This window comes from Enterobacter sp. SM3, assembly GCF_009811935.2.
Taxonomy (GTDB): Bacteria; Pseudomonadota; Gammaproteobacteria; order Enterobacterales; family Enterobacteriaceae; genus Enterobacter; species Enterobacter asburiae_D.
In genome coordinates this window covers 1202230-1214878 of record NZ_CP099971.1, presented here as the reverse complement: position 1 = coordinate 1214878, position 12649 = coordinate 1202230, and the positions used below count along the sequence as shown (strand labels likewise).

11 protein-coding genes are annotated in these 12649 nt (G+C 59.7%); 5 read left to right on the top strand and 6 right to left on the bottom strand.

Annotation, left to right across the window (positions count from 1 at the left end; translation table 11 throughout):
• Positions 1-43: 43 nt before the first annotated feature.
• Both GVO84_RS05575 and GVO84_RS05570 read left to right on the top strand, forming a co-directional pair.
• Positions 44-928, top strand: coding sequence for a LysR family transcriptional regulator (locus GVO84_RS05575; RefSeq protein ID WP_159513613.1), 885 nt, complete (start codon positions 44-46; stop codon positions 926-928).
• 296 nt (positions 929-1224) lie between these two features.
• Positions 1225-1680: a hypothetical protein gene (locus GVO84_RS05570; protein WP_159513612.1), complete on the top strand. Its 456-nt coding sequence runs from the start codon at positions 1225-1227 to the stop codon at positions 1678-1680.
• A gap of 171 nt (positions 1681-1851) precedes the next feature.
• Here the strand turns inward: GVO84_RS05570 and GVO84_RS05565 are convergent, their stop codons facing one another.
• Positions 1852-2424, bottom strand: coding sequence for a flavin reductase family protein (locus GVO84_RS05565; protein ID WP_159513611.1), 573 nt, complete (start codon positions 2422-2424; stop codon positions 1852-1854).
• Positions 2425-2553: 129 nt separating this feature from the next.
• On the opposite strand from GVO84_RS05565, the gene GVO84_RS05560 reads away from it, so the two are divergent.
• Entirely contained in the window at positions 2554-3453 is a 900-nt protein-coding gene (locus GVO84_RS05560) for a LysR family transcriptional regulator (protein WP_159513610.1), read from the top strand.
• A 67-nt stretch (positions 3454-3520) separates the two neighbouring features.
• Here GVO84_RS05560 and GVO84_RS05555 read toward each other — a convergent pair whose 3' ends face one another.
• Genes GVO84_RS05555 through GVO84_RS05545 form a run of 3 tightly spaced genes read right to left on the bottom strand, consistent with a single transcriptional unit; the run spans position 3521 to position 6571 of the window.
• Complete coding sequence (locus GVO84_RS05555; RefSeq protein WP_159513609.1) at positions 3521-4384, bottom strand: HlyD family secretion protein; 864 nt, start codon at positions 4382-4384, stop codon at positions 3521-3523.
• Entirely contained in the window at positions 4381-4596 is a 216-nt protein-coding gene (locus GVO84_RS05550; RefSeq protein ID WP_159513608.1) for a DUF1656 domain-containing protein, read from the bottom strand. The genes GVO84_RS05555 and GVO84_RS05550 overlap by 4 nt, the downstream gene beginning before the upstream one ends.
• Positions 4589-6571: an FUSC family protein gene (locus GVO84_RS05545; protein ID WP_159513607.1), complete on the bottom strand. Its 1983-nt coding sequence runs from the start codon at positions 6569-6571 to the stop codon at positions 4589-4591. The genes GVO84_RS05550 and GVO84_RS05545 overlap by 8 nt, the downstream gene beginning before the upstream one ends.
• 76 nt (positions 6572-6647) lie before the next feature.
• On the opposite strand from GVO84_RS05545, the gene GVO84_RS05540 reads away from it, so the two are divergent.
• A complete protein-coding gene (locus GVO84_RS05540) occupies positions 6648-7442 on the top strand; it encodes an AraC family transcriptional regulator (protein ID WP_159513606.1) in 795 nt (264 codons plus the stop codon).
• On the opposite strand, the gene GVO84_RS05535 is transcribed toward GVO84_RS05540, so the two are convergent.
• On the bottom strand, positions 7439-8329 hold the full coding sequence (locus GVO84_RS05535) for an oxidoreductase (RefSeq protein ID WP_159513605.1): 891 nt from the start codon (positions 8327-8329) through the stop codon (positions 7439-7441). The two genes, GVO84_RS05540 and GVO84_RS05535, sit on opposite strands and share 4 nt — an antisense overlap.
• 105 nt (positions 8330-8434) lie before the next feature.
• On the opposite strand from GVO84_RS05535, the gene GVO84_RS05530 reads away from it, so the two are divergent.
• A complete protein-coding gene (locus GVO84_RS05530) occupies positions 8435-9556 on the top strand; it encodes a YbdK family carboxylate-amine ligase (RefSeq protein WP_023334807.1) in 1122 nt (373 codons plus the stop codon).
• On the opposite strand, the gene GVO84_RS05525 is transcribed toward GVO84_RS05530, so the two are convergent.
• Positions 9486-12641 carry an efflux RND transporter permease subunit gene (locus GVO84_RS05525; RefSeq protein WP_159513604.1) on the bottom strand — a complete coding sequence of 1052 codons (3156 nt, stop codon included), beginning with the start codon at positions 12639-12641 and terminating at the stop codon, positions 9486-9488. The two genes, GVO84_RS05530 and GVO84_RS05525, sit on opposite strands and share 71 nt — an antisense overlap.
• Positions 12642-12649: the final 8 nt, after the last annotated feature.

Genomic DNA, 12649 nt, shown 5'->3' with positions numbered 1-12649 from the left:
TTAATGACTCATAAATTAGCTATTAGCTGAGCTACTGATACCCATGATGAATCTTTTACACTGGCGCTTGCTGGTTGCAGTAGCCGATGCCAGTAATATTTCGCGTGCCGCTGAAGAGGTAGGCATGACGCAGTCTGGTGCCAGCCAGGCGATCGCTCAGTTAGAGGCTTCATTAGGATTTGCTGTATTCACGCGAGAGCGGCGCCACATCGGCGTAACAGCCCTGGGCGAGAAGGTGGTCAAAGAGGCAAGGAGCATGCTGGCGCGACTGGACGCCATCCGCGTACTGGCGGATGAGAGCCGGGGGTTAAGTGGGGGGCGCATTCGTCTTGCCAGTTTCCCTTCAGTGACATCCACATTTTTGCCCGGACTGCTGCGCGACTTTAAGCGCCTGCATCCTGAAATCGAGGTTATCGTACTCGAAGGGACGGACCAGGAGGTCGAAGAGTGGCTGGCGGCAGATACGGTTGATCTGGGCGTGGTCATGAACCCTGTTCCTGAGCGTGCTGAAGCGGTCTTAGGGCAGGATGCATGGGTCGCGGTGTTGCCAGCCAGCCACCGTCAGGCTCGTTATACACGTACGCGCGGCATCCCCCTTGAGGAACTGGCAGACCAGCCCTTCGTGCTCGCAACGGGCGGTTGTGCCGTCAATGGAAAAAGCCTGATGGAACAGGCTGGCTTGCAGCTGTCTGACGTGCGGGTGACCGTCCGCGACTGGATCAGCGCCTGCCTGCTGGTGCGCGAAGGTATGGGCGTCGCGCTGATACCTGAATCCGCCCTGCCGGATGAATTACGCGGCCTGTGCGTCGTGCCCGTGGCACCTTCGCTGTGCCGGGAGTTTGGGGTGGTTTGTTCGCAGGCGGGTAAATCCTCCCGCGCGACGCAGGCGTTATTAGAAGGGTTGCTCAAAATGAAAAGGTCTGCGTGAAGGAGTAACCGCGGTGCAAACTGTGCCCGGCGGCGCTGCGCTTGCGCGGGCCTACGGTTCGTGTCGCGGGTAGGTTGGTTGGCCGTTATGTAGGCCGGGTAAGGCGTAGCCGCCACCCGGCAATGCCCTTCTGGAAGCCGCCTCGCAAACCTGCAAGCAACCTTATGTAATTCAGGGGAGATCCCTTTTCATCCCTTCTTTGCGGTCGTAAAGTGCCTGCGTTGCGGCACATCCGTAACCGGGCGTAGGAACCCGTTAGCATAACATGACGTTTTTTTAGACAAAGAGGATGCTAAATGGCGACTACCCCTGGATTTTCTTACGCGCTCTCTGAGGAAAGCGCAGTTCATCACCTCATCAACACTTCAATTTCCGATTCTGCGGATCTCTTCGAACTGACTGACGCTTGTACTGCGTATGTGAGCGTATTGGTGGAAACTGATGACGCAGTGACGTTTGCTACGCTCTGTAAGCGATTGCTGGCTGCGCTTAAGCGACTGCGGGAGTGCTGTGATGCCGAACTTCCTTCGTACCTGGTTGAACAGTTGATTGCGGGGGAAAAGATTACCTCCTGCGTGCCGGACTGCTGGCAGGAGACGACGCTGCAGGTGGACTATGCCGTAGCGTTAACGCTGGCAGTGATGGGTGAGACATTGCCTGTGAGCGTGGCGAAAGAACTCACCGGGCTGCTGCATGATATGGTTTGGTTATTGGCGGAGTTTGTGAAGGAGCCGTATATCACGGCGCACTGAGGCGGGTGATGGGAGCCGGAATCTAGCTGGGTAGAAGCATGGTTCCGGCCTTACGCTAACGTTGAATGTCTGCTAAGAGCGAAAAGCGGACATCTTAAGTCGGTTGTTTTTATTTATACTATTACCTCTATGTAGCCATGTTATATGGCTACATTTATACAGCAGTAAGGATTAGTCTTTTCCTGGACCATAATTGAATTTTGTACCTTTACCAATGGCGTAAAACTGTCCGCCAGCTACGTAATGGACAGTACGTAATTCATCAGGCGCATCATCAAAAATCCAGTGCCCATTTCTGAAAACGCGGTCATCACTCCATGCTCCGACAATTTCCCCCATGAACAAGTTGTGCTGTTTTTGATTTTCTACATTAGGTATGACCTTACAGACTAGCCAGCCAGCGCAACCTTCAACTAAAGGAAGATCAAACTCTTTCTGATAAAATAGTGGAATTTTACTGTTTTTATCGGATGTGTCAGAATAACTGTGGCCTCCAGCATATAAAACCATTTCCATCTGTTTTACTACTGGGATCTGGACAACGTAATATCCACTTTTTTCTACAAGTCCGCGAGTAAATGCTTGTGGACCTATAAAAGCCATCACTTTGTTATTACCTACTAACCCCACCCAGGCAGCTGCCATGACATTTTCAATGCCATCATTTTTAGCCGATATCATCGTCGTTGGCCCGACCTGCAATAAACGATAGGCTTTGTTTAACTCTACTGGTTGAATTGACATAATTTTCTCTTTTGAGTTCTGATAAAAAAGTAATACAGATTACTTATTTGATTGTTCGATTATATGACTGGAATAGTTGCAGATTAATTGCTATTATCAAAATACATTATTGCAATTTCCACAACAATCATGAACAAACTTGATGCTCTAAAGTTTTTTATCATCGCCTCTGAAACCCTGAACTTCCGCGAAGCAGCCATAAAGCTGTCGGTTTCACCATCAGTAGTAACCCGAACAGTCGCTGAGTTGGAGAAACAGCTTGGTGAACCTCTTTTCAAACGCAATACTCGGTCGATCTTTCTCACCAGTTTCGGTGAGTTATTTTTACCCCAAGCGAAGCGACTGCTGGAAGATTCTGAAAAGTTATTTCTGATGGCGAAAGATGATAATGAAATGAAAGGTATTGTTCGTATCACATTACTTCGATTTCCAAATCATGAGCAAATCTTGTATGAACTGTTGACTGCACTGCGTCCATATCCTGAGTTATTTATCGACTGGCGTTTAGATATGATGAAACTTGATACTATCGAGCATCGTATCGATATAGGCATACGCGTAGGGCGAGAGCCTAATCCAAACTTCATCATTAAAAATATCGGGCAAGTTGAACATATTTTGGTTGCATCCCCTGAACTCATTGCGCGCCTGGGAGCACCAACTGATTTAGAAGATCTTCGACAGCGTTATCCATTTAGTGGTTTAATTAATCCTGAAACGGGGAAGTCATTTGAGTTTATGAGTGACGCAGTGAATACTTTTGTCCCTCGTCATATTGAGTTTTATACTACAGACCCATACGCCGAAATTCAGGCTGCATTGGCCGGAAAAACGGTTGTACAATCCAGCGATTTTATCTGTAGGGAGTACTTAGCAAGCGGCCAACTTGTTCCCCCACTGCCAGAACTGCGACAGGAGAAATGGCAATTTTATTTATATCGACCTTATCAGCTGATTACTCCCAAAAGGGTCACGGTCGTTTTCTCGCTATTAGAAAAAATATTACGCAAATATTTCACATCTAAATAATACTTTCCTCAACGTCTGCTTCTGGCACAACACAGACATTCATACTCACATCTATCACCTTCCCTCCCTATCCCCCCACCGCCACGCTCGCCGACAGCCCCGCCACCAGCTCAACCCCCTCCGGTAACCTGTCGATATGAATGCGCACCGGCACGCGCTGTGCCAGCCGGACCCAGCTAAAGGTCGGCTCGACGTCGGGCAGGCCCAGCCCGCCCGTCTCGTCGTTGCTGTCCCCGATCCCATGTCCGATGCTCTCCACGTGCCCCGTGATGACAGGCTCGTATCCCATCAGCACCACCTGCGCGGCATCCCCGACGCGAATATGGCGCAGCTTGGTCTCCTCAAAGTACCCCACCACCCAGAAGCTGTGGGCATCGACGATGGCGACCTTTGTCTCCCCCGCCGTCGCGTAGTCTCCGGGGCGAAGCCGCAGGTGCGTAACGTATCCCGAAACCGGCGCACGGACGGTGGCGTGCGCCAGATTAAGCTCGGCCAGATCCAGCGCGGCTAGCGCGCCGTGATAGTTGGCCGCCGCGACGTTCGCCGCGCTGCCGGTTTGCTGCAAATCCTCGCTCGAAATGGCGTTTTTAATCAGCGTGCGGCGGTGGGCCGCATCCTGGCGCATCAGCATCTCATGGCGTTTCGACTCAACGTCTGCCTGCGCGCTGACCACAGCCAGCTTAAGCCAGCGCGGATCGATGGTGTAGAGCACATCGCCCCGGTTCACCCACTGATTGTCCCGCACGGCCACGCTAATGACCGGCCCGGAGACGTCCGGCGCAATCTGCACCACATCCGCCCGCACGCGGCCGTCGCGGGTCCACGGCGTTTGCGCGTAGTGTTTCCACATCATAAACGCCAGAAGCGTGGCCGCCGCGACGACGCTCAGCGTCAGCGCATAGCGAGCCAGTAAAGAGAGCAGTGATTTCATGACAATAACCCCAACGCGGTCAGACCCTGCATCAGCAGGAAAAAGGTGACAATCCAGGTTGAAACATCCATCAGCGGGCGAAACGGCAAGCGCCGGTAGAGCCTGCTGAGAGAGAAAAGCGCGACGAGGCCCAGCGTGCAGACCAGCGCCGCGAGGGCGACCATCAGCAGCCCCGGAATCAAAACGCCGCCGATATTGAGATCGTTAACCATGGTCTGGCTCCCGTAATGCACAGTGCAGATCCACCAGCCTGAAGACCAACTGGCGCGTATGTTCATCTGCCGCAGGCAGATGGCGTTCGATAAGGGTAACGATGCGTTCGCGTAAGGCGTGGCGGTCTGCGGCGTTTATCCGATGAAAAAGCGCGTCAACCTCCCTGCCGGGCGGTGCGTCAATGCGGCGTAAATGCATAACCGAAAGCCCCAGACGCAGCGCGTGTAACAGCCGATCGAGCGCCTGCTCCGGCGCGCGCTCGCTGCGCTGTAAACGCGGCAGCAACAGCGCGGTTCGGTCCATCATCAGGTTGATCCAGTGCGTTTCATCAACCCGCAGCGTGCCCTTCAGGCTGCGGCGAATGTCGCGCTGGCACAGGTTCAGCAGACGGGTGATGGCACCATCCGCCTGCACGGTTTGCAGCAGGCTCATGCTGACGACGGCATAGCCGGTGGCGGCAAAGAGCGCGATGGCGGTGTTGGCCGCAACGGCGAAATCTCCGCTGTAGTGCGCCCCCAGCTCGCAAAGAATGGGCAGCGTCAGGGTGATACCCATCGCCATAAACGTGGTGGGCGGACGCGCCTGAAACGACCCGGCCAGCAGATATGCCGGGGCAAGTACCGCCACCAGCACCGGGAAATCGCTCACCAGCGGCAGCAGCGCAAAGCTGTAGAACAGGCTAATGACCACGCCCCAGAATGAGCCAATGATGTATTTCACGATGTGCGGTGCCGGGGTGTCGAAGCTGCCAAACAGCGTGCAGCAGACCCCCAGGATAGATACCGCCGTGCCGCCATCCGGCCACGCTGAGAAGATCCAGACCAGGCAGCCGCTCAGGATGATGGCGAAAGCCCCCAACGCCGTGCGGGCCGCGGTAAGAGGATCGCGGTGGAAAACGTAGCCTTTCGCCGCGCGGGTTTGCATCTCCCCAAAGACGGGTTTGGCGTAGAGGATAGCCCCGGAAAGACGTTCGCACTGCTGCAGAAGCGCGATAGCCTCCGAGAGGTAGCGAATAAAACTGACCTGCAGCGCGTCGTCAAACGTCTGCGCCTGCGCGGCATACCGATCGATAAGAAGCGCACAGCGGAGCCGCAGCGCCTCTGCCGTGCTGCTGGCCCCCGCGCCTTCAGCGGCAAGCCAGGCCTGAACGTCCTCCAGCAATGCCTGCACGTCGGCGGGCAGGGCTCCGATCGCTGGCAGGCGATCGTGTAGTTCACAGTTGACGATAACCAGCCGCGCCAGCCGGTCGTGGATCGCCTTTCTGGCCTGCCGCACCGGGGCTGAAAGGGCAAAATCGTACGGAATATGGTGGCTTATTCCCTGCAGGAACTGCAGCGCGAGGGCCAGATGCAGCGGGCCGGAAGCCGCATCGGGTTTACCGGCTATGGTATCCGCCACCCGCCCGCGCGCGGCCTGTAGCGTCTGGGATAATTTCGCGTTGAACTGGCCCGATACGCGCGCGGGCAGCACGTAGCGGTGAATCAGCGCCGCGCAGAAAATCCCAATCGAAATCTCCTGCACGCGGACGATGGCGACGTTAAAGATGCCGCCGGGATCGGACACCGCCGGAAAGCCAATCAGGCTCGCGGTGTAGCCCGCCAGCACGAAGGCATAGGCCCGGGGCGTGCGCTCCAGCAGGGAAAGCCACAGGCAGAACGCGATCCAGCCCGTCAGCACCGCGCTGCACAGGACTGGTGTATTCGCGAAGGTGGGCACAATCAAAACGGTCGCGCTGGCACCTATCACGGTACCGGCCAGCCGGTAGAGGCTCCTGCTCAGCGATGCCCCGACCGACGTCTGCGACACGATGTAAACCGTAATAATGGCCCACGAGGGACGCTCGAGGCCGATCGACAGCGCGAGGTAATAAGCCAGCATCGCCGCGGCAAAACTCTTCGCGGAATAGATCAGCGCGCCCGCATCGTTTCGCAGCGCGGCGGGGAGACGCACGGGATGAGAGAAGATGTTTTTCATGCCGGGATTATTACCGGCTTGCAGACCCGCTTAAATACTCTATTCTGTCAAAAAATACCTAAATGTTGCCAGAATCGTGAAGCCTCAACCCGCTACTACGCTGTATGACCCTGACTCTACCGCCTCTCCTGCCGTGGCGCGTCATCTGGACTTCGTGGATTACGCCGCGGAAGTGCCGGTACACACCCACCGCAAGGGCCAGCTGATTATTGCCCGATACGGTGCGGTCAGCTGTTACGCGGAGAATGACATCTGGATCGTGCCGCCGGACTGCGCCGTCTGGATCCCCGGCGGGATCCCGCACAGCGCCAAAGCGACCTGGAACGCGCATCTCAACTATCTGTTTATTGAGCCCGGCGCGGCGGCGCTGCCGGAGAAGTGTTGCACGCTGGCGATCTCGCCGCTGATTAAGGAGCTGGTCGATCGTCTGACGCGCGAAGGCGTGGATTATCCCGCCGACGGCCACGTCGCGAGGCTGACCCGTGTCACGCTGGACGAGCTTGCCAGCATGCCGCAGCAGAAGCTGAGCCTGCCGGTCTCGACCGTTCCGAAAATTCGCGCCATGGCAGACGCGCTGGTTACCCGCCCTGAGGACAGAAGCACCCTGAAGGACTGGGCGAAACGGCTCGCCCTCAGCGAGCGCTCGTTTGCCCGCCTGATGCAGCGCGAGACCGGGCTGAGCTTCGGGCGATGGCGCCAGCAGCTGCATTTGATTATTGCCCTGCGGGAACTGGCAAGCGGCGTGCCCGTCCAGAACGTGGCGACAACGCTCGGGTACGAATCCGTGAATGCATTTATCACCATGTTCCGAAAAGCGATGGGCAGCACGCCCGCCCACTACTTTGCCGAACGGAAAAACAGCGGCCGTTAGCCCGGTCCCTCGCTCCCCGCCGCCAGCAGCGGCACCACCACGTCGCTGATGGGCACTGTAATACCGTGCTTGCGACCGTAGCGCTGGATCACGCCGTTACGGATATCCCACTCCATCGGGCGATCGGCCTGACGGTCGGCCAGGATCGACGTGCCCAGGTCCTCAGGCGCACGCTGGAAGTTCGCCAGGATCTCCTGCGCCACCGCATCGCCCAGCTTTGCCCCCTCAGCGCGGGCGACGGCAAGCCCCTCGCGCAGGTAGGCCAGCGAAAGTTCGCTAATATCCTCGCGCCTGAACATCCCGGCGCGGCGGTTGGCCAACACCATCAGCCCGGCGACCGCGTTTTGCAGCAGCTTGCGCCAGGCGACAGTGGCGAAATCTGTTGAGAGCTCAACTTGACAGCCCGTACCGCGAAGCGCCTCCACCACCCGCTGCGCCTGCGGCACGTCCGGCAGCGTCAGGCGCGGTTTGGCACGCAGCCAGACGGAGGCATCCGGCTCGCGCTGCGCCGGGAACCAGACCACCGACGGCAGTACCGTCGCGCCGTTAACCCACGGTTCAAGCTGGGCTTTTTGCTCCACGCCGTTTTGCAGCGCGCAGACCACGGTGTTCTCATCGCACAGGGCGCGCAGCCATCCGGCGCTGTCGGCATTTTGCGTCGTTTTTACCGCCACGAAAACGAGATCGACGGGGCGCGTGATGACGGCCGGATCGGTTAATACCGGACCAGGCACCACGGTTTCACCCTCGTCGTGGCGCAGGCGTAATTCCGGGTGCGCGGTGCGTCCGCACAGCAGCGGCGTGCGCCCCGCGTCGTGCAGCACTGCGGCAATGGTGGTACCAATTGCACCCGGTCCAAGCAGCGCTATGTTTGGATAGTCAGACATGAGTCACTCCCCTTTTCGCTAAGCCTGCTAACAGTTATACCACCCAGAAAAATGAGCGCCACGTCGTTGTCTATACTCAACACACAACAGACAACGGAGTGCGCCATGCCTTTACCCGATTTCAAATCCTCTGAACCTTTTACCCTCGGCATTGAGCTTGAGCTGCAGGTGGTTAACCCGCCTGGCTACGATCTCAGCCAGGACTCCTCCGCGCTCATCGCCGCCGTCAAAGACGACATCAAAGGCGGCGAGGTCAAACACGACATCACCGAAAGCATGCTCGAAATCGCCACCGGCGTATGCCAGAACATCGACCAGGCGGCGGCGCAGTTCTCGGTGATGCAGCAGAGCATCCTGCGCGCGGCGGCGGAGCAGCATATCCAGATCTGCGGCGGCGGGACGCACCCGTTCCAGAAGTGGCAGCGTCAGGAGGTCTGCGACGACGAGCGCTATAACGTCACGCTGGAGCGCTTTGGCTATCTGATTTTGCAGGCAACGGTGTTCGGCCAGCACGTGCATGTGGGGTGTCGAACCGGGGACGACGCGATTTACCTGCTGCACGGCCTGTCGCGCTTCGTGCCGCACTTTATCGCCCTGGCGGCCGCCTCGCCGTATATGCAGGGCACGGACACGAAGTTCTCCTCGTCGCGACTCAACATCTTCTCCGGGTTCCCGGATAACGGCCAGATGCCGTGGGTCAACAGCTGGCAGGAGTTCGAAGGGCTGTTCCGCCGCCTGAGTTCGACCAGCATGATCGACAGCATTAAGGATCTGCACTGGGACATCCGCCCCAGCCCGCACTTCGGCACCGTCGAGGTGCGGGTGATGGATACGCCGCTGACGCTCGGCCACGCCATTAACATCGCCGGGCTTATACAGGCGACGTCCCACTGGCTGCTAACCGCGCGGCCCTATAAGCATCAGGAAAAAGATTTTCTGCTGTACCGCTTTAACCGTTTTCAGGCGTGCCGCTACGGGCTGGAGGGGATCCTGACGGACGTGCACACCGGCGAGCACAAAACCGTGGCGGAAGACATTTCGTGGCTGCTGGAGCAGGTTGCGCCGTCGGCCGAGAAGCTCGGCGCGACGAGCGCAATCAATGAAATTGCCCTGCTGTTAAAGCAGGGCAAGAGCGAGGCGCAGCGCATGCGGGAGTTTATCGCCGACGGCGGCTCGCTGATCTCTCTGGTGCAGAAGCACTGCGAGCTGTGGGCGACGAGTCCGTAAGGCCGTGGCCCCACTCGCGCAGGCGCTGGAACAGCACGAACAGCGCGGGGATGAACAGGATCCCCACCACGGTCGCCACCAGCATGCCGCTGAACACCGTGGTGCCGATGATGCGGCGGCTCTGGGCACCTGCCCCGGTCGCCAGCATCATGGGCAGGACGCCGATAATGAACGACACGGCGGTCATCATCACCGCGCGGAAGCGGCGCGAGGCCCCTTCCCGCGCGGCATCGACAATCGCCATCCCGTCCATGCGCCGCGCGCGGGCGAACTCCACGATAAGAATCGCGTTTTTAGCCGCTAGCGCGATCAGCAGCACCAGGCCTATCTGCACGTACACGTCGTTGGCGTAGCCCGCCAGCCACAGCCAGACCAGCGCCCCGCCGATGGCGAACAGCACCGAGAGCATCACGCTCGCCGGGAGCGTCCAGCTCTCGTACTGGGCGACGAGGAACAGCCACGCCATCACCACCGCCGCCAGCACGATCCATATCGCCTGATTGCCGGTCTGCTGCTCCTGATACGACATGCCGCTCCAGGCATAGTCGTACCCGGCTGGCAGGTTTTCCGCCAGAATCTCGCCCATCGCCGCCATCGCGGTGCTGCTGCTCACTCCTTCCGCCGCCGAGCCGCTCACCGACACGGACGGGAACTGGTTGTACTGCTGCAGAAACGGCGCGCCGACGCTCGGCGTAATGGTGACCAGATTGCTCAGGCGCACCCGCTCGCCGCTGTTGCTGCGCACGAACAGCTCGCTGATTTGCTCGGCGCGCTCGCGCCACTGCATCTCGTTTTGCATCACCACGTGGTAGACGCGGTTGTTGACGCTGAAATCCCCGGCGCGCGTGCCGCCAAAGGCGGTTTGCAGGCTGCTGAAGATGCGCGACACCGGCACGTCGAGGCGCGCGGCGCGCTCGCGGTCAACGGTCAGCGTCAGCTGCGGCACGTTGCTGCTCCAGGTGGTGAACACGCGGCTCAGCTGCGGGTGCTGGTTGGCTTTCGCCAGCACCTCACGCGTCACGCGCTCCAGCTCCGCCGGGCTCTGCCCCGCCTGCGCCTGGATGCGCAGGTCGAAGCCGGAGGCGTTGCCCAGCCCCGGCAGCGTCGGCGGCGCGAAGGTCATGATGGTCGCCTCCGGCAGGGCCAGCAGCTGGCGCTGCAGGGTGCCCATCACCTCGTCCAGCGGCGGACGCTCGCTCCAGTCTTTGAGCATGATGGAGATAAACCCGCCGTTGGAGGCGCTGGTGCCGTTGAGGATGTTAAACCCGGAGACCTGAATCACGTCTTCCACCGCCGGATTTTTAGCGATCAGTTCACGCGCCGTGGTCATCACCGCCTCGGTGCGCTCCAGCGAGGCCGCTTCCGGCAGCTGGACGCTGGCGAAGAAGTAGCCCTGATCTTCCTGCGGCAGAAAGCCCTTTGGCATCGACGTAAAGCTGAACGCTACCACGGCCGCCGCGCCCGCGGTAGCCAGCAGCGCCAGCCACGGACGCTGGTTTAAGACATGCACGATGCGGGTGTAGAAACCGCGCGTGGCGTCCAGCCCGCGGTTAAAGGCGCGATAAACCGCCGCAGGTTTCTCCGGGCGCGGACGCAGCAGCATCGCGCACAGGGCGGGCGTCAGGGTCAGCGCCACGAGGCTTGAGAGCGTGACGGCGGTGGAGAGCGTCACCGCGAACTGGCGGTACAGCTCGCCGACAATCCCCGGCAGGAGCGCCACCGGCACAAACACCGCCAGCAGCACCAGCGTCGTTGCGATGACCGGCCCGGCAATCTGGCGCAGCGCCAGCGCGGTCGCCGCCGTGCGGCTCTGCCCTTCCGCCATCAGGGTTTCGACGCTCTCCACCACCACGATGGCGTCATCCACCACCATGGTCAGCGCCAGAATGATGGCAAACAGGCTAAGGGTGTTGGCGGAGTAGCCGAGCGTGTAGAGCACCGCGAAGGTGCCCACCAGCGACACCGGAATGGCGAGCGCGACAATCAGCGTTGCGCGCCAGCTTTGCAGGAACAGGGAAACGACCACCACAACCGCCAGCATGGTGAGCGCCAGCGAGACGCCGATCTCCTTAATGGTGGCGGCAACAAAGGAGGTGGTGTCGAATTTCACCTCGTAGACCAGGTCGTCCGGGAAGCGCGTCGAGAGGCGCTCCAGCTCCGCGCGCACCGCATCGGCCACGCGCAGGGCGTTGGCGGACGGCGTCGGGTAGATGCCGAGGTAGGCGGAGTCGTGCCCGTTCAGCTGCGCGCCGGAGCTGTAGCTGCGCGAGCCGAGCTCGATGGTGGCGACGTCCTTCAGGCGCACCAGCTGGCCCATCTCGCCCGCGCGGATAATGATGTCGGCAAAGTCTTCGGCCTGATTCAGGCGCCCCAGCCCGTTGATGGTCAGGGTCTGCTGCTGACCGTTAAACACCGGCGGCGTGCCGACCTGGCCTGCCGCCCCCTGCACGTTCTGCTCGCGCAGCGCCTGCGCCACGTCGTCGGTGGTGACGTTCAGGGCGTTCATGCGGTCCGGACGCAGCCAGATGCGCATGCTGTAGTCGCGCGCGCCAAACATCTGCACCTGCCCGACGCCCGGCAGGCGGGACAGCGCCTCGCGCACCTGGGTGCTGGCGTAGTTGCTGACGAACAGCGGCGTGTGGGTGTTGTTCGGTGAGTAAAGACTTACCCCCATCATCAGGTTGGTGGCGCGCTTGCGCACCTGCACGCCGTTTTGCTGCGCCTCGGTCGGGAGCTGCGCCACGGCCTGCGCCACGCGGTTTTGCACGTCGATGGCGGCAAGGTCCGGATCGGTGCCCGCCGCAAAGGTAATGTTCAGGCTATAGGTGCCTTCGTCCGAACTGGTCGACTCCATATAGAGCATGTGATCCACGCCGTTCAGCTGAGTCTCCAGCGGCGTGGCGATGGCCTCCGCCACGTCAGCCGAGCTGGCACCCGGCCAGCTGGCCGACACATTCACCACCGGCGGCGTGATCTGCGGGTACTGCTCCACCGGGATAATTCTCAGCGCGATGGCCCCCAGCAGGGTAACGACCAGAGCAATCACCATCGCGAAGCGCGGGCGTTTGATGAAAAACGTCAGCATGATGGCTC